This is a genomic window from Pseudoalteromonas aurantia 208 (assembly GCF_014858725.1).
In the GTDB taxonomy this organism is placed as follows: domain Bacteria; phylum Pseudomonadota; class Gammaproteobacteria; order Enterobacterales; family Alteromonadaceae; genus Pseudoalteromonas; species Pseudoalteromonas aurantia.
Window position 1 is genome coordinate 1,095,674 of the sequence record NZ_AQGV01000015.1, and the last position, 21,572, is coordinate 1,117,245.

Sequence of the window (21,572 nt, forward strand, 5' to 3'; positions counted from 1 at the left end):
AGTGCCTAAACCAAAGGGACGCAAAACAGCCCTTCGTTTCTAACACGTTTATGTCCAAAAACGAGTTTGCTGGCCGTCTGCTTCGCGCTCATAGCAGCCAGTAAGGTGTTTTAGATAAAGCGAGGGGAGACGGTGTCAGCCATTAGGTGTAATACAGTGATACACCCGTTTCAATTCTTCGCTCAGGCTCTGAATGTGTAATTTACATGTGGCTTTATCTTGCTCCTGTGAAGAGTCTTCAAGGGTTTGTAAATGATGGGCGCAAATTTCGGCGCCGACGGCTTTGGCCGAGGTTTTCAAAAAATGCGCTTCTTCTTTTATTTTTGCCAGTTGCTCGGTACGATAAAATGTGGCGATATGTTGTAAGCTTTGCTTTGCTTGTATCAAAAATTGTTGTTGAAAGCGAATGATTTCATTGTGGTCATTGCCAATAAGGTCAATCATCACTTGTTGATTTATGGTTTGTAACTCACCTACTTCATGCTCCTTCATACCACCTCCCAATCACATTTTTAAATTTGTCTAAGGTAATAGGTTTACTAATAAAGTCAGACATGCCTTTAGATAAACAATAGTCCCTGTCGCCCTTCATCGCAGCACCTGTCACCGCTATTATAGGAATGTGTGGTTTATCTAAATTACTCTCTATTTCACGGATCTGCCGCGTCATCTCATAGCCATCCATTTCAGGCATATGGCAGTCAGTTAAAATCAAGGTATACGCTTTATTTTGCCATTGCTTTAAACCCAAAACCCCATTTTCAGCGATATCACATTGATAGCCTAGTTTGTTTAGTTGCTTTGTCATTAGGTTCTGGTTAAAGGGGTTATCTTCGACAAGTAAAATAGTCGGGTTATCCTGCGTGTTTGAGTCAGTTGTGGCATAAAGCAATGAGTCATCACAGACTTGAGTAAGCTGACTGTTAATGTCTAGACCTTGATTGGGTAGGTGTGGTTCACAGACAAGATTCAGGTCAAAATCCGTTGCGCTGAGATGTGGCGTTGAGTCATTGTGAGTATGTACTAATCGGCGCAAAAGCTTTTGTATCGAAAACAGAGTTTGTGTACTTAAAAACCCAGTAGGTGTGTCTTTAATTAATTGTTTAAGCTGTGTTATGTCACCTTTTTCCACAAGGACGACCGCATTGTGATCAATCGTTTTTAACATATTGTATTGTAACGAGGACTGCATGTTATCGACAGCGAGTATATAAGTGCTGAGTTTATCTAATTGGGGTAAGGCATCCCAATCAATTACATGAACTTCATTACAAAACATATCAACTATTTTGATAAGTTGCTGTATATTAGGAACGGTTGAATTTGAGCAAATGAGGGTTATAGCCGAAAAAAGGGTATCTACTTTACGTGGTTCGAATTGCCAAGTCGGTATGCGTACTGTAAATGTGCTACCTATATTCAATTCGCTGTGTAAGTTTAACTGACCGCCCATCAAATCAATCAACCTGCCACATATTGCAAGCCCTAATCCTGTGCCCCCAAAGCGACGAGTGGTGGTTTTGTCTCCTTGTGTAAACGGGGAAAATAATTTTTTTTGCGTGTCTTTATCAATACCAATGCCATTGTCTTTCACAGAGATAACAAGCGTATGGATGATTTCATTTTCAGGTTCCCAGCTTACAGAAATATCAACGGTACCCGCGTGTGTTTTGTCGTTACCGCTAAATTTGATGGCATTACTAATAAGGTTAAACAGTATTTGTCTGATCCTATTGTCGTCGTTGTGTATGGTTAAGGGGAGGGTGCTTGATTCATATACAGACAAGTTAACCCCTTTACTGTGAGCAATGGGGCCAAATACAACCAAAATATTATAAAGTAACTCTGAAAAGTCGAAATTAATACAATCAAGCTCTAGCTTACCGGCTTCTATTTTCGTAATGTCTAAAATATCGTTGAGTATTGAAACCAGATTATTGGCTGAAATTGATGCGGTATCTAATAACTCTTGTTCTTCAAAACTATTTTGCTGGAGGGTAAGCAAGTCAAGTGCCCCAATGATGACATTCATCGGCGTACGTAGCTCGTGGCTCATCATTGAAAGGAAATCCGACTTAGACTTGTTTGCTGTTTCAGCATGTTCAAGTGCTTTATTTAACTCAGTGGTTCTATCTCGAACTTTTTCCTCCAAATTTAGATTTATTTCTTGTAGCTGTGCTTTGGTTTTATAGGCGGCGGTTTGATCTATTACAACCCCATCCATACGGATGCTCTCTCGTTGTTCATTTTTACTTACCAGTCCTTTCACTAACACATGAATGACATTGTTAGATGGTTGGATATATCGGCATTCTTGCTCAAATTCATTCCCGGTATCTAGTGCGTGTCTGAAGGCTTTAAATACATTCGAGGTGTCTTGTGGGTGAATGTTCTTCAACCAGCTTGTTATTTTACTATCTTCAGTAAGGTCCATTTGAAAAATCGCATTGGCCTGTTTATCCCACTCCCATTCCCAATGCCCATTGCGTTTTACGCTGCTCCAATTACCGATTTTACCTGCTTCTAAAGCAATGCGGCGATTTTCATTGGCCTCAGACAATGCTTTTGTCATTTGTTTTTCTTGGCTGCACTCCTGTAACGTACCATACCAGTATTTTTTATAATTATTGGGTTGGTTTGCAAGGAGTTGATACCAATGTAGGTGGCCATTTATGGTCATTCTGAATTCAAGACTTAAGGGGACATCTGCGATGGAATTAGTGAAAAATGACTTTAAGGTAATTTGATCTTCTGGGTGGATCAAAGAAACAAATTGGTCCCAAGATAAGCCTTGTGCGGGCGATTTTTTAATAAGCTGATAAAAGCTGTCTGAGAAATAAACATTGTTGAGTGAGTTATCAACTCGCCAAATCCCTATTTTGGCACAGGAAATTGCGGTATCAAGAATATAACTTGAGTTAGGTGTTAACGGTGTAATGGCACAGGTTTGATTGCAAGTGATGAGTATGTCGTAATGATTGGGCTTTGTTTTATAGCAGTGTAATGTATAAGGAAATCTATTTTTAAAATACGCAGTAATATTTTTTGACTCATTCATTTTAATGCACTGATAAGAAACATGCTGTGTGAATGCAAAGAGTGATGCTAAAGGTTTCCCAAGGAGTTCATCTATTGTGACGTTGAGTAGCTCACACGCGGGACTGTTCGCAGCGCAAACTTCTCCATTTTCAGTGACCTCTAAAAGAGGTAGCGCATCCAGTAATGAACTCATCTGTCTATCCTTGCTATTAACTGGCTAAGGCCCGCTTTGCTTTTTCGACGGTTTTTAATATTGAGTGCTTAGTAGATGGCTTTGCAATATATGCTGTTAATCCAAGTGTTGCCCACTTGCGAATTAACTCTTTGTTTTTATTACTTGTAAGCGCAACAATTGGTAAATTTTTACAGTGGTTAATATTACGAATGTTTCTGGTAGTATTATATCCATCAAGCTCTGGCATAAATAAATCCATGAAGATCATGTCGTATTTTTGTTTTTTGAGCTTTTTAATTGCCACTAAGCCACTTGATACCGCTTCTACATTATGTCCTTCGTCAATTAGGATTTTACTGATCATTTCACGATAAATTTCATTGTCTTCAACGACCATGATTTTGATATTACGATTGGTCAGTGCAATTACTTTGTCGGAAGGGTCTTCAGCTGCATATTCAGTTGCTGAGCGGGTGGTTTCAGGCAACGATTTTTCAATTAATAGTGCTGACAACTCAGCCAAAGTGATTTGCTTGTTTTTTAAGTTGTTAGTAAGTTCTTCGATACTCATAGCGAGTTTTTTTTCGAGCTGGTCTAGCAACGGATCAATATGTTGTGCCCTGAGTTCTTTCATTAATGCCGTTTGGATATCATTAACCCCCTTGGCTTGTTCTAAATTTTTTCGTGCGTTTGTTAAAGTTTGCTGAGCGTCAACATGATAAACAGCTGCATCATCAATCAGCTGTTTGAGACTTTCATCAATTTTACCAAAGTGCTCTTCTCGTATGTGTGTGGTGTCGTGTGCATTTTTACAGCGTAATAACGCATTATGTAATATCATGCGCAATCGATAGTTTTCATACATAGGTTTATAAACGAAATAGTCGCTGAAGACGTGCTTCATACAGCAGCGAAATCCAACGCCTGATTCCTTGTTTTCACACAGCAATATATTTTCATGGGGGTAATCAAGAAAACCAAGTTGTGCTAACTGCCGGTACAGTTCAATACTTGCACTGACAGAAGGCATCGCGATAATGATGACAAGGGGGGCTGACTCAAGTAACACTTCTTTTATGTCATGCATTTTTGTGAGTACGCGAAAAGCACTGACTTGCGAACTAATTATATCACTGACCCCACTGAGTTCTTCAACTTTGTTGCACAATAATACGACTTTAGGGTGGCGTTCGATATGTTCAATTTCTTTTCGAGCCATGGCTACGTCCATTCATGAATTTTTCATTACTAACACGGGTTATCTATATCTAAGTCGCATTAACATACGATAGGAATAGGACATTATTACTACATTCTTTTTTACTATAGTAAGGTTATTCAGCAACGCAACCCGCATTAAGAAGTAATTATTTTAGCTAAAATTGGGTACAAAAATATGGTCGTATTTATATATCTGCTGTTTTACATGGAAATAGAAATGGGTAAATAGTGAGGTTTTTAATGCGTCATAAGTAAATTCAGGCTACAATTGCGACTGTATATCATTACCCTTGCGGTAGCATTTCATCAGTTTAAGGTTTCCAGCTTCTTCAATGACGGACATAACAACACATCGTGCTTCTCGAGCTCGATTATTAATTGCTTTGGTAATTACTTGCACATTTATGGTTATTCAATTAATCGGTGCCTATTTTTCGAATTCACTTGCTGTTGCAGCCGATGCAGGTCACTTATTTGTTCATAACAGTAGCTTATTCATTGCTTTAATTGCTTCTACATTGGCTATTCATTTGGCCAAAACATTCAATGATGGGTATAAAAAAACCGAATATGTAGGGGGGCTAATTAATGGCTCTCTTTATTTAGTCATTTCATTGGTTATTTTGTTTGAGGGCTCAGAGCGATTTTTAGAGCACAGCCAAGGGCATGATTTTGAAGTGAATACTTATTTGATGTCAGTAGTGTCGGCGATTGGGTTTTTATTTCATGGTGCATCAGCTTGGGTGTTATACAAAGGCAGAAAAGACAGCATTAATGTATATGCCGTTTTTTTACATTCATTTTTTGATCTTCTGTCAACGATATCAACGTTTGCAGCAGGTATTTTGATCTATGTCACGGGCTATGAGGTGATTGACATTATTTCGAGCATGTTGATCTCTTTGTTTGTTTTGTTTACTGGTGTGAAAGTCATTCGTAGTTGTGTTATTGGGTTGTTTTTTACGTCAGTGAAATTACCAAAAATTCAGCAAATTGAAAGTGAGATTCTACGGACAGAGCATGTTGAAAGTGTTCACAATATCGCTATCAGTGAGTTAGATGGTAAGTTGGCTGTTGGCGCACATATTGTTTTAAAACATCATTGTACAATCGATAATCATGATGAGTCATGCCGCTCTCAAGTTGAGTTACTTTTGCAAAAAACATTTGGTGTTTCTAGCTGTGTTTTGCAAATAGAAAGTCATGATTGTCCTGAACATTAAATGTACGCTAATAAAATTGCGTAGTTACAGTATATAACTTGGCAAAATGGTGTTTTTCTTTTACCTTTAAGAGACTTAAGCTAAGAGACATGCCATTGCTCGCATTGAATAACAAATACAAGCCGATTATACTCACGCTAGCTCTGGCGACTATTGGCGGGTTTGTCAATCTATTACCCATTTGGTTTTTAGATAGTTCAGAGTTTTTGTTTGGCCAACTATTTGTTTTAAGTTGTTTGGTTTTATTTGGTTGGCAATATGCCGTACTCGCCATTGCTATTACCGGTAGCTTTATTTTTTATAGATGGGGGCATAGCTGGCCCTCCGTGGTATTTTTATTAGAAATACTCTGGCTACAATTATTTTGTGTACGTCCGAAAAAACCATTCTTTACTCGAGGATTGAGTTTTTGGCTTGTGATCGGCTTACCATTGTTATTTATTTTTGGCTTTTATGTATTACAACTCCCTTTATTAGTGATATTCACTGCGTTAGCAAAGTATTTTATTAACGCGACACTGTACCTTGCCGTCATCGATTTACTGAGCTTTTTTCTTATAAGAGCGTTATGGCGTGCGCAACCTCTCTATTCAATACTCAATTACACGATCAGCTTGTTAGTTGTGTTGGTGGTTTTGATCACATCAATTGTTTTAACCAATAATCATTACAGTAGAATAGAGTTTGAGGTGCAAGCCCAGCTTGGTGAAGCATCTGAAACAATCAATAAGCAAGTTGAAGACTATTTACAAAGTTATACAAGAGCAATTTCAATGACAGCTCGAGGAATTGCACACGGTATTGACAAAGATTTTGCATTGGAGCGTTTAATATCGATGCACTCAGGGCTTCGCACAGCCATTGTTTCAGATGAAAAAGCATTTGTATCACATTATTATCCCGCGGCATTAAAAGAAAGTTTAGTTGGTGATATTCCTTCAATTGCTGACCGAGATTATTTTATACAAGCCCCATTTCATCCTGACGGCTACATTTCTTATATTTTCCGTGGCCGTGGCTTTGGTGATGATCCCATCGTAGCAATTTCAGCACCAATTTTTGAGGGTGAAGAGTTTAAAGGGGTTGTGGAAGGCTCATTGATTTTTGAATCGCTTGAACAGTTTATTCCTAAACTGTTGTCTCAAAAAGGGGAGTTAATTGTACTTGATGGCCGTCATCAAGTGGTATACAGCTCTTTGAAAAGTGATTTCAATACGTTAGATTTGGTGCCAAAAGATGTGTTTAATGACTGGTTATCAAAAGATCAGCAATTGTTTACAACCAAGCATGGGCAGGTATTTTATCGTCAGGCATTTAAATCGAAAGCTTTAAGCTGGACTGTAGTCACAATGCTTGAGCGCAAGCATGTTAATTTGGCAGCAGCTGCAGCGTGGGGACAATCTCTGTTGTTAGCTATTTTTATTATTGTTTTGAGCAGTGTTTTTGTGAGTCAACTAACCCGAATGCTGGTTAAACCGATTGCAGCGCTCAGTGATGACATTCATAAGTTTGAACCAGATAAGCTAATAGAGGACTCTTCTCATTCAGATACCAGCTGTTTGGAGGTGATTGCATTACAACAACAATTTAATCAACTTGCGTTTAAACTCACGATGAACTTTTCTAAGTTGCAAATGGCCAGTGGAGAAAATGAAGCACTTAACAAGAGGTTAACTGATTTTAATTCAAAGCTTGAGCAACAAGTTGATGAAAAAACGCAAGAACTTATTGCTGCTGTTGCGGCGGCAAATAATGCCAGCAAAGCCAAGAGTCAATTTTTGGCTAATATGAGTCATGAAATTCGAACGCCTCTCAACGGTATTATAGGTTTAACCGGGTTATTAAAGGAGCAATTGGAAGAGGATGAAGAATCCGCACATCAACTAGAAATTATTCAAACATCAGCACGTAATTTATTACTGATCCTAAATGATATTTTAGATTATTCGAAAATTGAAGCCGGTGCATTATCTTTGGATTTACATGCAACAGATCCATTTCGTATGTTTGATAGCTTAGCTGCCGTTTTTAGGCAAACAGGATTAAAGTCAGGTGTGACATTTGAGTATTCAATTGATGCAAAATTGCCAGAATATATTCTTATTGATTCGTTACGAGCGACGCAAGTGGTCAATAATTTACTGAGTAATGCCGGGAAATTTACGGAGCAGGGGAGTGTCGCGTTAAAGGTTGAGTTTATCGAAGATCATATTGAAGTTTGTGTGAGTGACACGGGGATTGGCATTTCAGATGCTCAACAAGAGCTTTTATTTCAAGAGTTTACTCAAGCTGATGTGTCTACAACGAGAAAGTATGGGGGGACTGGATTGGGTTTAACCATTACAAAGCGTTTAGTAGAAGCAATGGCTGGGTCATTATCCTTAGAAAGTAAGGTTGGGAAGGGCAGTCGATTTAAAGTGAGATTACCAGCAACAGCAACAAACTCAGATATAGCAACTCATGCATTTAAAAAAGTACCTGATCTTGCTGGGGTTGAAGTGCTATTAGTGGAAGATAATATGGTCAATCAAATTGTTGCATCGAAAATTTTAAGTAAAACAAACTGCACTTTACATAAGGCAGTCGATGGTATTGAAGCGTTAAAACACCTTGAGAACCATGCCACAGCTTTAGTATTGATGGATTGCCAAATGCCCAATATGGATGGCTTCGATTGCACACATCATATTAAGCATGCGCCTGACAAGTATGGCACGCCGTATATTATTGCAATTACTGCAAATGCATATAGTGAAGATAGATTGAAATGCTTACAATATGGAATGGACGACTTCGTCGCCAAGCCAATCGATGAAGAGTTACTGTTTAAAGCCATTGCGCATTGGTATAGGGTGTAACTCAGCTTAATAATTCGGATTTTACGGCTATTTTCGGTAATTAATAAGCGGCTAGTTTCTCAATGAGCAGAGGAACTTATGGTACCCGACCTTATGATAATAGCAATAATTCTCATTTTTTATCTATATCGAGTTGATAACTATTTTTGTTTAGATTAAACTTAGCAGCAGTTAATGTTATTGAGATTGGTTTTCATTCATGTATATCTGCATATGCCATGGCGTCACAGACAAGAAAATAGTTCAAACCATCGAAAATGGTGCGACTAGCATGCGTGAATTAAGCAAAGAATTGGGTGTGGGTACACAATGTGGTAAGTGTACAAATTGCACTAAAAAGATACTTAATGAGAAACTAATAGATATTGTTGATATAACCGACCAAGTCGCTTAGAACACGATCAACATTCTCATAGATTAAAAAAGGGCTTAGAAGCCCTTTTTTAATGGGTATATGACTTTTACATTAGAGTTGAGACTGTAAATAATTCTCTATCCCTGTCACCTTAATTAAGTGTTGTTGAGTTTCAAGCCAGTCAATTTGCTCTTCTTGATCGTTCATTATTTTATCTAACGCATCACGAGATATGTAATCTTGGTGTTGTTCCGCGAGCGCAATCGCATGCTTTAAGTCAATGATCGATAGTTGCTCAAATGCCATGTTGGCCGCTATCATTTCTTCACTATTCTCACCAATTTTTAGGCGACCTAAATCTTGCAGGTTTGGTAATCCCTCTAAGAATAGTATTCGTTCAATTATTCGGTCTGCGTTTTTCATTTTTTGAATGGATGTTTTGTAGTCTGCTTTATCTAGTTGCATAAAACCAAAATCTTTAAACATACGCGCATGCAAAAAATACTGATTAATGCCAACAAGTTCATTTGCGAGCACCTTATTTAAAGCAATAATAACGTCTTTATTTCCTTTCATGATAGCGCCTTACCCAATTTGAGATTGAATGTAATTTTGCGAACCAATTTTTTCCATTAAACCAAGTTGCTGTTCAAGCCAATACACATGGTCTTCTTCCGTATCGAATAATAGTTTCGATAATACTTCACGAGATTGATAATCTTGTTCTTGCTCGCAAATTGCAATTGCATTTTTAACACTGGAGACGACTTCAAGCTCAAGTGTTAAATCGTTTTGCATCATTGATTTTACGTCGTGACCAATCAGTAAATCACGACGATTAGTCATATTAGGTACACCTTCGAGGAATAGTATACGCTTAATAAGCCAATCAGCGTGGGTTGTTTCCTCTTCCATTTCATGATTAAGGCGCTCATATAGTTTGCCCAGGCCCCAATCATCATACATGCGTGAATGGATAAAGTACTGATCAATTGCCGCTAACTCGTTTGCCAGAAGTGCATTAAATGCATCAATGACTTTTTGCTTACCTTGCATACGATTCACCTTCATTAATTTAATTGTCGCCAGTTTATCCAAAAACACTGCCTTGTCAATAAAATGCTTATAAATCATGTGCTTGCAATTGGTTTTGATTCGTATTACAGTTTGTTTTTAAACAATTAGAATAGAATTATTTGCATTAAGCTTCTGCCGTTTGTTGATCAAGCCACCAGCAAATGGAGCGCTTGTGCTTAAGCATGTGCTTTTTTCTTGAGTTAGGAGGCGTAGTTGGGTATGGTATTGTTTAACACCCTTATTTTTTGGTTTCTATGTATAAATCATTTATTTTAGTCTTGTTGTTACTATGCCAGCCTTTGCTGGATAGTTTCGATGTAGCTAAAAACAATGATGCTTTTCATTTGACAACACACCTGCTTGATGCGACTCAAATTTTAGAGGCACACTGTCAGGCTTCCGATGATCATGAACGCCATAAAATACAATATGACAATTTAAGTGCACAGTTATCAGAAGCCGCAAATGATGCCCATTGTCATGTGTGCCATTTGAGCCATGATTTATGGATGGGGGCTTTAACAAATAACATCGGTTATAAATCTGTACATCATCATCATACACAAGATGTGTTTATAAATGCCCAATACAAAGTCCCGCTTCGACCTCCTCTAGCTTAGTAATTAAATCAAACTGTTCCTTTTTTAATTACTGAGAATCAAAATATGAAAAAAATTAATTTTATAGACATTAAGTCTATGGGTTTGAATGTGCGTATATATGCATTGGCACTGATGTTTACTTTGCCGGTTAAGGCGAGTGAGAACGATCATGGTCACGTAGACAACAGCGGTATTGAATTAACGACGCGTCAACAAGCCAATAGTGGGATCGAAGTGAGTACAGTAGTGCTCAGTTACAACAAAGTTGTTGCTGTAGCGCCTGCTGAGGTGATTAATAATGATTTCGCAACTGAACTGGTGAGCATAGCAGTGCCTTCACAGGTTAAAAAACGTTATGTGAGCTTGGGTGAAAAAGTCAAAAGTCAGCAAAAGTTAGCCACTTTATATAGCTATGAGGTCGCAAAAGCACAGATCCGCTACCGATTGGCAGAAGATGAGTGGCAGCGAGTAACGAAACTCAAAGGTGAAGCTGTGAGTGAAAAGGCATACTTGCTAGGGAAAGCTGAGCGAGAGGCCGCCTCAAGTCAGTTAAGAGATTATGGTTTTAATGAATCAGATATTATTAATACTCAAAAAAAACATGCCAAGCAACTGGGACTTTACAATATTTATGCACAACTTGATGGCACCATACTACAAGAGCAATTAACCCTAGGGCGCCGCTTTTCTGGTGGAGAAGTTATTGCGAAAATAAGTAATGAAGCGCAAGTCTGGGTTCAAGCAAGGCTGCCGCAAGATCAAGATTTGGAAATATACCTTAATTCTAAAATCAGTATATTACATGCCGGCCAACGATTTATGGCTCGTTTGCTTCAGGCCGGACATAGTATAGACCCAAAAACTAGAACAGCCCTTATTCGCGTTGTTGTAAACAACCCTAACCACATGCTTCACGCAGGTATGTTTGTAAAAACGGAGTTTGTGACAGCTGGAACTGAACCTCAATTATTAATTTCTAGGGAGGCTCTGAGTCAAAGCGCTGATGGTGATTGGCAAGTTTTTATTGAATCAGAACCAGGACATTATGTCGCGAAAGAAATAAAAATAACGAAAGATTATGGTGAGCAAGTCGAAGTAACAGGCTTGATGGTGGGTGAGCAGTTGGTGACTGGAGGTGTATTTTTCTTAAATGCACAAGCGGCGAAATCTAACTTTGATGTTCACAACCATTAGGAGAGGGCAATGCTTAATCGATTAGTGTCAGTTGTTATTGAACAACGTGTATTAGTGATCGGTGTGTTTATCACCGTTTTAGTACTTAGTGTATTTCAAGCAAATAAATTAAATCTTGATGCCTTTCCTGATGTGACTAATGTACAAGTAGCCGTTAATACGCAAGCACCAGGCCTTGGTGCTGAAGAAGTCGAGAAATTAATAACGTATCCCATCGAAGCGGTGATGTACGCGCTCCCTGATGTTGAGCAAGTTCGTTCGATTTCAAAAACAGGCTTAAGTGGGATTACCGTCGTTTTCAAAGAAGGGGTTGATATTTATTTTGCTCGGCAACTTGTATTTGAACGATTACAAGAAGCCAAAAACTTAATTCCAGATGGTATAGGCACACCTCAAATGGGTCCTAATACATCTGGGTTAGGGCAAATATTTCAGTATGTTTTGAAAACATCACCGGATTCAGATATTGATTTAATGACCCTGCGCAGCCTGAATGACTGGTTAGTGAAACGGTTGTTGATGCCTATCGATGGCGTGACAGATGTGTTGTCATTTGGTGGGCAGGTCAAGCAGTATCAAGTACACGTATCAGGAGATAAACTGTTGTCTTATGGGCTTTCTTTACAGCAACTGATGACCGCTTTATCGGATAATAATCAAAATGCTGGCGGTTGGTACCTCCCAAAAGGGGCCGAGCAGGTTACGATAAGAGGGAGTGGGTGGTTTGATAGTGACACACAAGGGCTTGAACAAATTGCGGAAGTACCCGTTAAAGTCGTTGATGGTACGGTGGTTAAAATATCTGATGTCGGGACGGTAAAGCTTGGCGCGGAAATTCGCCAAGGTGCTGTTTCCATGTCATCAAAGAATAGAGATGGGTCAATTGAGCGCCATGGGGAAGTGATCAGCGGTATTGTTTTAAAACGGATAGGCGCCAATACATCAGAAACAATCAATAGTGTTAACGACCTGGTCCCGAAAATAAACCAAGCCCTTCCAGCTGGTGTAACACTGATACCGGTATATAACCAAGCAGAATTGGTGAATGCAGCAGTATCAACCATAACACAAGCATTAATAAGTGCTTTTGTAATGATCGTGATTGTACTTTTCCTATTTATGCTCGACGTGACGGTCACTTTTTTAGTGTTATTGGCGATCCCTATTTCAATTGCAGTTGCTTTGATGTTGTTAAGTCTGTTTGGTATATCAGCCAATTTAATGTCATTGGGCGGGCTAGCGGTTGCAATTGGTATGTTAGTTGATGGGTCTGTGGTTATGGTTGAACGTTTGTTTCATCAAGCGCAATTAGGCAAAGTCGGGTTTATTGAAAATTTAAAAGCAGGTGCGCAACAAGTTACGAAACCTATTTTACTGGCAACGAGTATTATTATTGTGGTGTTTCTGCCGTTGTTTAGTTTTGAAGGAGTAGAAGCAAAACTATTTGAGCCCATGGCCATGAGTATTATATTTGCGTTGATTTCAGCTTTGTTCGTTGCGTTATTATTATTGCCAGCATTGTCTTCATTTTTATTGAGGAACAAAGAGAAGCCCCGTAAAAACCATCTGTTATTGAAGTTGGCAGACATTTACCAGTCTAGTTTAATATGGGCGTTTAATCATGTAGGCGTAATGTGCGTACTGGTGGCGATAGCATCAGGTGCGGCATTGTATTCGTTTAAGCAATTAGGCAGTGAGTTTATTCCTACCTTGGAAGAGGGGACATTAAACTTGCGGGTAACGCTTGCGCCATCGGCTAGCCTTGCAACGTCTTTAGAATTAGCCCCAAAGATTGAGCAACAGTTATTAACGTTTCCAGAAATAACTTATGCACTTAGTCGAGTAGGGAGGCCTGAATTGGGGGGGGATCCTGAGCCAGTAAATAATATTGAAATATATATCGGCCTGAAACCAACATCACAGCGACAGGGCGGACGAACTCGCGTTGAACTTGAGAAAGCCATTTCAAAGAACTTAGCTCAGTTTCCAGGCGTTTTGTTTACATTTTCACAACCAATAGCGACAAGGGTTGATGAGCTCTTATCTGGCGTTAAGGCTCAGTTGTCAATCAAATTAAGTGGCCCTGAATTGACTGTATTAACGGAGCAAGCTGAAGTAATTTCACAAGCAATAGCAGCAGTAGAAGGCACGGTGGATGTGGCGGCAGAACAACTAGGAGGTGAGCTGCAATTAATGATAACGCCAAATCGTACGGCATTGTCGCGTTATGGTATGTCAGTAAAAGACGTCATGTCAGTGGTATCACAAGGGATCGGAGGCGCCCGAGCAGGTCAGGTAATTGTTGCCAACGAGCGTTATGACATTCAAGTACGTTTAAACGCTAGTGAACGTAATAGCCTTACGGCGATCAGAAACATTCCTGTGTTATCTGAGACCGGTGCGTGGCTTACGTTATCACAAGTGGCCAATATTGGATATCAACAAGGTCCCGCTCAAATTCGAAGGGATGACGTGCAAAGGCGTATTGTTATTCAAGCGAATGTGTCAGGTCGAGACATGGGGGGGGTGGTCAGTGATATTCAACGAAAATTGAATGAGGTGCCTTTACCGTCGGGGTATAGTTTGAAGATTGGCGGGCAATTTGAAAGTCAGCAGCGTGCTAATTTACGTTTGTTGTTTGTGATCCCCATGGCACTAGTTGGCGTTATGGTGTTGTTATATTTGGCTTTTAATTCAATTAAGCAAACATTGATTGTAACTTGTGCAATTCCCTTATCTCTTATTGGTGGCGTGATTGCATTGTATAGTTCGGGGCTCTATTTATCGGTGGCCAGTGCTGTTGGGTTTATTACATTGTTTGGTGTTGCTGTATTGAATGGGGTCGTTTTGGTCGATAGCATTAATCAACAGCGGCATACTCATAGTTTGCAATCTGCGGTGCTGATAGGGGCTCAGTCTAGGCTAACCCCTGTTTTGATGACTGCGATTACCTCTGTATTAGGGTTGTTACCGATGCTATTGGTTTCAACCACAGGCGCTGAAATACAAAAGCCTTTAGCGACGGTCATCATTGGAGGGATTTTTTCGGCCACTATACTGACATTATACATTTTGCCCACATTGTATTTTAGATCTTATAAGTAACCGTTATTGCGCACAATGAATCTTTATTGTGCGCAATAACGCTAATGGCAATATAAATAAAAATCATTTGCAATAACTTTTGTAAAGTGTATATTCGCTACACCTCATACCCATTGTGTAAGTTTAGCGAAGTCATGTATTGAATGTGTGATAGCTTTACAACGCGTGGCACTGTTATTGGAATGTAATCTATGTCATTAGCTGAACAACTTAAAAAACACCCTCAAAATTATGTAGATATGGCGTTAAGTCCATGGCAAAGCAACATTATGGCCGGAAATCATGCGTTTGAGCGCGGCGCATTTTTAGAAGCTCGAGATAAATATGTTGCAGCTTGGACTTTAGCAACCCACTTACTTGAGCAATTTTGTAAAGTACAAGTAGATAGAAATGTATGCGGTGCAATTGAGCACTGTTGCCCAGCCGTTGTGGTCGCTGCACATAATCTGGCTGATTGTTATTTGGCAATGGGAAGGCCTGCACAAGCATGCCATAAATTATGTGATGCGCATGAGTTGGTATCGCAGTTGAGGCAACATCCAGATGAAAATATTGCAAAAATAGCTTGTCACCATATAAATAAAACCCGACAAGAGTTACTGCACTTTGCCAGTCATCATCCCCATTTTCCAGAGTTGATTGTACAGGTTAATAGCAGTATTAACGTCCCAATCAATAGTTCAATTACCCTACATTAGTAAAATAAACGAGGAATAATCATGGCTTTTACTCTACCGGCATTGCCATACGCTTATGATGCATTAGAGCCACATATTGATGCAAAAACAATGGAAATCCACCATACTCTGCATCACCAAACTTATATTAATAAAGCAAATGCTGCGCTGGAAGGCACAGAGTTCGCAGATAAACCAACACAGTGGTTACTAAACAACATTTCGACACTACCGGAGTCATTGCAAAAGGCAGTCCAAGAGCATGTTGGCGGGCATAACAATCATAGTTTATTTTGGCAAGTAATGAGTCCTACAGGTGGTGTATTACAAGCGGGTGAATTAGCAAAGGCGATTGATCAAAAGTTTGGTAGTTTTGATACATTTAAAGAGCAATTTACGGCAGCAGCGGTGAGTAGGTTTGGGAGCGGCTGGGCATGGTTAGTGGTTGACGAAAATAAAGCGCTTCAAGTTACTAGTAGCTTAAACCAAGACAGTCCATTGATGGAGCAACACACACCAATATTAGGTTTGGATGTGTGGGAACATGCGTACTATCTAAAATATCAAAATCGTCGACCTGAATATATTGCGGCATTTTATAATGTAATTAATTGGACCGACGTTGAGCAACGGTACTTGGGTGCCTTGTAATAGATACACTATAAATAAACAATTGAGATAAATTGTTTGGTATTTAGTGCCATTTATGGCCATTCATAGCTTTCATATCAGTTAATATATAATCAATGATATAGATATGAGTGGTCACATGTATTCATCTGAAGTTTGTCAACAAGCAAGGAAAAGTCGAGATCATCGATTTGATGGGCTATTTTTTGTCGCGGTTAAAAGTACAGGTATTTACTGCCGGCCAATTTGTCCTGCACCGATGGCCCACGAAAAAAATGTCTCGTATTTTGAACATGCTTATAGTGCAGCAGCCGCAGGGTTTCGCCCCTGTATTCGTTGTCGACCAGATTCAGCACCAGGCAGTTATGCATGGCTTGGCGTAGAAACAACGGCGGTGAGAGCTAAAAAGCTCATAGATGAAGGCGCGCTGAGTCATATGTCAGTTGAGGGGCTTTCGAATAGACTAGGTATTTCTCAACGTTATTTAAATAAGCTTTTTAAAAGGTATTATGGCACTAGCCCAAAACAATATGTGCTGTACAAGCAATGTGATTTAGCGAAACAGCTGCTTCAACAAACACAGTTACCAATTTCCCAAATAGCGTTTGCCAGTGGCTTCAACTCATTGCGCCGTTTTAATGACGCATTTTCAAAACTATTTTCACTCAATCCCAGCCAGTTTAGAAAAGAACGCGCTATTTCCGATACGCCAATTAAGTTATTCATGGCTTTTCGCCCCCCTTACAATTGGTTCGCATTGCATCAGTTTTTTAGTACGCGATTGATAGAACCAATAGAATGGCTAGGTGAGAGAAAGTACGGAAGAACGTACTCTTTGGATGAGTATACAGGGTCATTTACAGCACACTTTGATGAAGTGAACCATGGCTTTAATGTGGAAATTAAAATCAATGATATCCGTGGGCTTCATTTAGTTGTGGCGAACATTCGTCGCGTTTTGGATTTAGACGCAGATCCAGAGTTTATTAATCAATATCTGGAGGCGAATATACCGAGTGGCTTAATATTAGAACAAGGGCTACGTCTACCAGGGATTTGGGATGTATTCGAAGCTGGTATTCGTGCCATTCTAGGTCAGCAGGTGAGTGTGTCAGCAGCTCGCAATTTGCTATGTACATTAGTTAAACATAAAGGTTTATCAGGTCAATCTAATGAACCGTTATTTCCAACTGCAAATGCTTTACAAAACTGTGAATTTGAGTTTTTTAAAATGCCAGGAGCAAGAAAGAGTGCTTTACGTAGTTTAGCTCAGTATTGCGTTGAGCATAAAAATAACGATGATTTAGATACATGGTTAGATATCAAAGGAGTCGGACCATGGACTGTTGATTACGTAAAAATGAGAGGACAAAGTAACCCAGATATATATCTAGGGGGAGATTTAGGTGTTAAAAAAGCTTTTGCACAGTGCGGATCATTTGATACCCAAACATGTGCACCGTTTCGCAGTTATCTGACATTCCACCTTTGGCGCACGTTGTAGTTGTTATAGCTGGAAGCGTTGTATTTTTGTGTTTCAGCTAGATGACTGTTTAGTGCAACAATTTCGGCAATTTCGATGAATTTGCGTATACTAGAAAGAGGCTAACATATTTATAGGTCTTACTTTGTTATTACGCTGGTTGGTTAGTTTAGCTTTTGTGGCAGTGTCTCCATTCTCTTATGGCGTGAACGTAACGTTTTGTTATGAAGATAAGGAGCTGTCACCCGCATACATGGGCAACGGACAAGCAGTTCCCAGACAAAATCCCGGAGCGGCAATTGAAATATTGCGCCGGGCTGATGCGCAAATCCCACAAGTCTCTTTTACTTATGTTCGTAAGCCTTGGCAACGATGTTTACATGAACTGAAAAAGAACAAAGTGAATGCCGTAATTGCAAGTTACCGTACTGAAAGAGAAGCGTTTATGGTTTACCCATTTAACGCGGATGGTTCGGTGAATTCCACAGTGGCGATTAGCCGTTTTGGACGATGCATCGTTGGAAAAGAGGCACTTTACCAACATATTCAAGCGCGAAACAAAGCACTCTCTTTGGCAATACCAAGTGGTTATTCAGCGGCATCGAGTATAGATACTAAACGTTTTGCTATTGTTAATACTAGTTCTCAAACAGAAGCTTATGATTTGGTTATGAAAGATGTTGTTGATGGCTCGATTGGTTTGTGTTTAATTAACGGTGAAAAAGTGCGCGCTTACCCTTATTCTCAAGAGTTGGTATCAGTTTACCCGCCTTTTGACATGAGCTATGGGTTTTTAACATTTTCAAAAGAGTTTTTTACACACAACAGCCATGAAATTAATTTGATTTGGTCTTTATTAGGTACTATGCCCGTCGCCGAGTTCTATATGGAGTATCTTGAAATGGATGATGACGATATTGAGTAATATGGCTAATCCTAAGTGACGGTAAAGTCAACATAGCAAATTTGTATTTGGTTGGGTAGACTACGGCTAAATTTCTAGTGTAGAACGATTAAGAATGGCTCAACTTTATTTTTATTATTCAGCAATGAATGCGGGTAAATCTACCACTTTATTACAATCAGCATTTAACTATCGTGAAAGAGGGATGAATCCTTTTATTTTGACGGCGGCGATAGATAATCGCGCTCAAGTGGGTAAAGTCGCTTCTCGAATTGGACTGCAAGCCGATGCGCATATTTATGCAAATGACACAGGTCTTAAACAATTAATCAAAAATCATCATAATGAAACTAAATTGGACTGTATTTTAGTTGATGAATGCCAATTTTTAACCAAAAAGCAAGTTGATGAATTAACTGACGTGGTTGACCAATTGGATATTCCCGTTTTATGTTACGGGTTAAGAACTGATTTTAGAAGCGAGTTGTTTGAAGGGTCACAATATTTGTTAGCTTGGGCCGATAAATTAATTGAACTGAAAACGATTTGTCATTGTGGACGCAAAGCGAACAGGGTGCTGCGTACTGATGAGCATGGCAAAGCGATTGCAGATGGGGCGCAAGTTGAAATTGGTGGAAATGACCGCTATGTTTCAGTTTGTAGACATCACTATAAAGCGGAGTTAAATCAAGTTTAAAACTTGAAAAATCACCTTATAGCGCCCAAGCTTAGTGTTAAAACTCCTTGGGCAGTTATGACAGATAGAAATAAACCTCTTGCGTTGTTTTCCAGTGAGCCTGAGCAGGCAAAGCCACAAGCAAGCCAACCCCAAATAAGCAACCATGATCCTTGGTATGTTTTAATTGTGGATGATGATGAGTCCGTTCATCAGCTCTCTAAGTTAGTATTAAGAAGCTATAAATTTGAGCAGCGCTCCCTTCAATTGGTGCATGCTTATAGTAAAATCGAAGCACTTACTATTTTAAAAGATTCACCAGATATTGCGCTGGTTTTGTTAGATGTCATTATGGAAAGTGATGAAGCAGGTCTTGAATGTGCGCAAGAAATTAGGCAAGTGTTGCATAACGAGACTGTCAGGATTGTACTTAGGACTGGGCAACCAGGTTCTATTCCTGAACATGAATTGATGCTGAAATATGATATCAATGATTATAAAACGAAGACTGAGTTAACAAAAGAACGACTTTATACTGTTATTACCGCGTCTTTAAGATCATATGAACACCTAATTAAACTCGCGAATATGGCCAAGAGGCTGTCGTCGTTTAATGAAGAACTGGAGCAATGTGTAGCCGAGCGCACTTATGAACTTGAGCAACGAAACATAGCGCTTGAATTGGCAAAACAAAAAATAGATGCGCAACAACAAGTGTTAGTGCAACAAGAAAAACTGGCATCCGTCGGGCAACTCGCTGCCGGCATTGCCCATGAAATTAACAATCCTTTGAGTGCCATTAGTAGTAATAACGAATTTATCTCTGAACATTTTACTAAGTTAAATGATGCTTGGGCGCGATTATGTATGGCGACGAGTGAGCATAATGAATTGGCAGGACTTGTTAAGGAAATAGAAAGGCAATTTGATTTACCTTGGATTCAAACTGAAAGTAAGGATTTGGTTAATGAAACAAAGCAAGGTTTAACGCGTATTGCACATATAGTTAGAGATTTGAGTGTTTTTACCAATTCAAGCCAACAAGTGAGCTCAGGTAATTGTATCCAAGATATTCTTGATGCTGTGATTATTAACTTAAATTTAGAACCTTCATCCTCTTTTGAGTTGATGGTAGAGTGCAAAGATTCGTTTAGTGCCGCTGCTGATTTATTAGGCCAAGCCATTGGCTGTATATTGATAAATGCTTTGGAAGCACAGTGTGATATGAATCATACCGTTCATGTTAAAGCGATACGCCGAGATGCCTTTTTAGAGATAACAGTGATAGATTCAGGATGCGGTATTAGTACTGAGCATATTCATCAAATATTCGACCCGTTTTATACATCAAAGCCGATTGGTTCAGCGACTGGTTTGGGGTTAACTATCGCAAATTCAATAGTTAAAAGTCACAATGGCACAATTCATGTTGAAAGTGAAGTTGGCTTTGGTAGTACGTTTATTGTCACATTACCGTTTTGGTAAATGCAGCTCAGCGCTCGCTTATCTCGCTATATTTTTTCAAAAAGTGTCGTCTTTTTTTATACGCCTCCGTCTTAAAGATGTAAAGACACTGAAATTACTTTAGAGGTAAAGCATGATTAAATTAGTGAGTTTTAAAATATGTCCTTTTGTTCAAAGAGTCACTGCGGCGTTAGAGGCCAAAAATATTCCTTATGAGATCCAATATATAAACCTTCAAGATAAGCCAGACTGGTTTTTGAATATTTCGCCTAACGGGCAAGTCCCAGTAATGGTGAGTGATAATGGCACTGCGATATTTGAGTCTGACGCCATTGTAGAATATATTGAAGATGAATATGGTCCATTAGAAGCGAATATAAGTAACGAGCAGCGAGCTCTAGATAGGGCCTGGAGTTATTTAGGTACTAAAAACTATTTAGCACAATGTGGCACCATGAGCAGTAAAGATGAAGAAACCTTTACAGCGCGTTCACAAAAGCTACGTCAAATATTCTCCAAAATAGAAGCGCAGTTGTCAGGTACAACGCAATTTTTTAAATCTGATGCTCTAAGTAATGTAGATATCGCATGGTTACCGCTTTTACACCGAGCCGCCATTGTTAAAAAATACACAGACTATGATTTTTTATGTGGTTTACCAAAAGCTCAGGCGTGGCAAAGTGCAGTGCTGGCGACCACGATTATGGATAATACGGTCTCAGATGACTTTGAATTTCAATTTAAAGACTTTTATCTGACAAATACTTATTTAGCAAACAACAGTCACGTAAATCAACCGAGTAACAGCAATTTAAGTGCTTGTTGTTAATTGTTATAAGAGGAGTGCCGTGCGGCACTTCTGCTCACCGATATTTTACGTGATTGGAGC

Annotated in this window: 18 protein-coding genes; 13 read left to right on the forward strand and 5 right to left on the reverse strand. The window is 39.2% G+C overall.

The features are described 5' to 3' along the window. Positions 1–135: 135 nt before the first annotated feature. From PAUR_RS22825 to PAUR_RS22835, 3 genes are read right to left on the reverse strand one after another with little or no spacing between them, the layout of a single operon-like run. A complete protein-coding gene (locus PAUR_RS22825) occupies positions 136–492 on the reverse strand; it encodes an Hpt domain-containing protein (RefSeq protein ID WP_192510013.1) in 357 nt (118 codons plus the stop codon). Beyond that, the gene (locus tag PAUR_RS22830; protein ID WP_192510014.1) at positions 479–3,232 is read right to left on the reverse strand and encodes an ATP-binding protein; all 2,754 of its coding nucleotides are present in this window, start codon (positions 3,230–3,232) and stop codon (positions 479–481) included. Before PAUR_RS22830 ends, PAUR_RS22825 begins: the two co-directional genes overlap by 14 nt. Before the next feature lie 16 nt (positions 3,233–3,248). Then, on the reverse strand, positions 3,249–4,433 hold the full coding sequence (locus tag PAUR_RS22835) for a response regulator (RefSeq protein ID WP_192510015.1): 1,185 nt from the start codon (positions 4,431–4,433) through the stop codon (positions 3,249–3,251). 334 nt (positions 4,434–4,767) lie between these two features. Between PAUR_RS22835 and PAUR_RS22840 the strand changes: the two genes are divergently transcribed. From PAUR_RS22840 to PAUR_RS22850, 3 genes are all read left to right on the forward strand, one after another. Further along, positions 4,768–5,658 (forward strand): cation diffusion facilitator family transporter, encoded by an 891-nt coding sequence (locus tag PAUR_RS22840; RefSeq protein ID WP_192510016.1) that lies wholly within the window; start codon positions 4,768–4,770, stop codon positions 5,656–5,658. A gap of 89 nt (positions 5,659–5,747) precedes the next feature. Continuing rightward, on the forward strand, positions 5,748–8,516 hold the full coding sequence (locus PAUR_RS22845; protein WP_192510017.1) for an ATP-binding protein: 2,769 nt from the start codon (positions 5,748–5,750) through the stop codon (positions 8,514–8,516). A 199-nt stretch (positions 8,517–8,715) separates the two neighbouring features. Beyond that, complete coding sequence (locus PAUR_RS22850; RefSeq protein ID WP_192510018.1) at positions 8,716–8,910, forward strand: bacterioferritin-associated ferredoxin; 195 nt, start codon at positions 8,716–8,718, stop codon at positions 8,908–8,910. A 72-nt stretch (positions 8,911–8,982) separates the two neighbouring features. On the opposite strand, the gene bfr (PAUR_RS22855) is transcribed toward PAUR_RS22850, so the two are convergent. Together bfr (PAUR_RS22855) and bfr (PAUR_RS22860) are read right to left on the reverse strand one after the other, a co-directional pair. After that, a complete protein-coding gene (gene bfr, locus PAUR_RS22855; RefSeq protein WP_192510019.1) occupies positions 8,983–9,447 on the reverse strand; it encodes a bacterioferritin in 465 nt (154 codons plus the stop codon). A 9-nt stretch (positions 9,448–9,456) separates the two neighbouring features. After that, complete coding sequence (bfr, locus tag PAUR_RS22860) at positions 9,457–9,927, reverse strand: bacterioferritin (protein WP_192510020.1); 471 nt, start codon at positions 9,925–9,927, stop codon at positions 9,457–9,459. 275 nt (positions 9,928–10,202) lie between these two features. On the opposite strand from bfr (PAUR_RS22860), the gene PAUR_RS22865 reads away from it, so the two are divergent. The 10 genes from PAUR_RS22865 to PAUR_RS22910 all read left to right on the forward strand — a co-directional run bounded on the left by PAUR_RS22865 (position 10,203) and on the right by PAUR_RS22910 (position 21,512). Next, positions 10,203–10,568: a hypothetical protein gene (locus PAUR_RS22865; RefSeq protein ID WP_192510021.1), complete on the forward strand. Its 366-nt coding sequence runs from the start codon at positions 10,203–10,205 to the stop codon at positions 10,566–10,568. Positions 10,569–10,613: 45 nt separating this feature from the next. Beyond that, positions 10,614–11,744: an efflux RND transporter periplasmic adaptor subunit gene (locus PAUR_RS22870; RefSeq protein ID WP_192510022.1), complete on the forward strand. Its 1,131-nt coding sequence runs from the start codon at positions 10,614–10,616 to the stop codon at positions 11,742–11,744. Positions 11,745–11,753: 9 nt separating this feature from the next. Further along, positions 11,754–14,849 (forward strand): efflux RND transporter permease subunit, encoded by a 3,096-nt coding sequence (locus PAUR_RS22875; protein ID WP_192510023.1) that lies wholly within the window; start codon positions 11,754–11,756, stop codon positions 14,847–14,849. 191 nt (positions 14,850–15,040) lie between these two features. Beyond that, a complete protein-coding gene (locus tag PAUR_RS22880) occupies positions 15,041–15,547 on the forward strand; it encodes an outer membrane protein assembly factor BamD (protein ID WP_192510024.1) in 507 nt (168 codons plus the stop codon). 21 nt (positions 15,548–15,568) lie between these two features. Next, complete coding sequence (locus PAUR_RS22885) at positions 15,569–16,177, forward strand: superoxide dismutase (RefSeq protein WP_192510025.1); 609 nt, start codon at positions 15,569–15,571, stop codon at positions 16,175–16,177. 118 nt (positions 16,178–16,295) lie between these two features. Further along, complete coding sequence (locus PAUR_RS22890; protein WP_192510026.1) at positions 16,296–17,660, forward strand: DNA-3-methyladenine glycosylase 2 family protein; 1,365 nt, start codon at positions 16,296–16,298, stop codon at positions 17,658–17,660. A 124-nt stretch (positions 17,661–17,784) separates the two neighbouring features. Continuing rightward, entirely contained in the window at positions 17,785–18,564 is a 780-nt protein-coding gene (locus tag PAUR_RS22895; RefSeq protein ID WP_192510027.1) for an amino acid ABC transporter substrate-binding protein, read from the forward strand. Positions 18,565–18,658: 94 nt separating this feature from the next. After that, a complete protein-coding gene (locus PAUR_RS22900; protein WP_192510028.1) occupies positions 18,659–19,240 on the forward strand; it encodes a thymidine kinase in 582 nt (193 codons plus the stop codon). Between the two features lie 57 nt (positions 19,241–19,297). Then, entirely contained in the window at positions 19,298–20,704 is a 1,407-nt protein-coding gene (locus PAUR_RS22905; RefSeq protein ID WP_192510029.1) for an ATP-binding protein, read from the forward strand. Between the two features lie 112 nt (positions 20,705–20,816). Continuing rightward, a complete protein-coding gene (locus tag PAUR_RS22910; protein WP_192510030.1) occupies positions 20,817–21,512 on the forward strand; it encodes a glutathione S-transferase family protein in 696 nt (231 codons plus the stop codon). Positions 21,513–21,572: the final 60 nt, after the last annotated feature.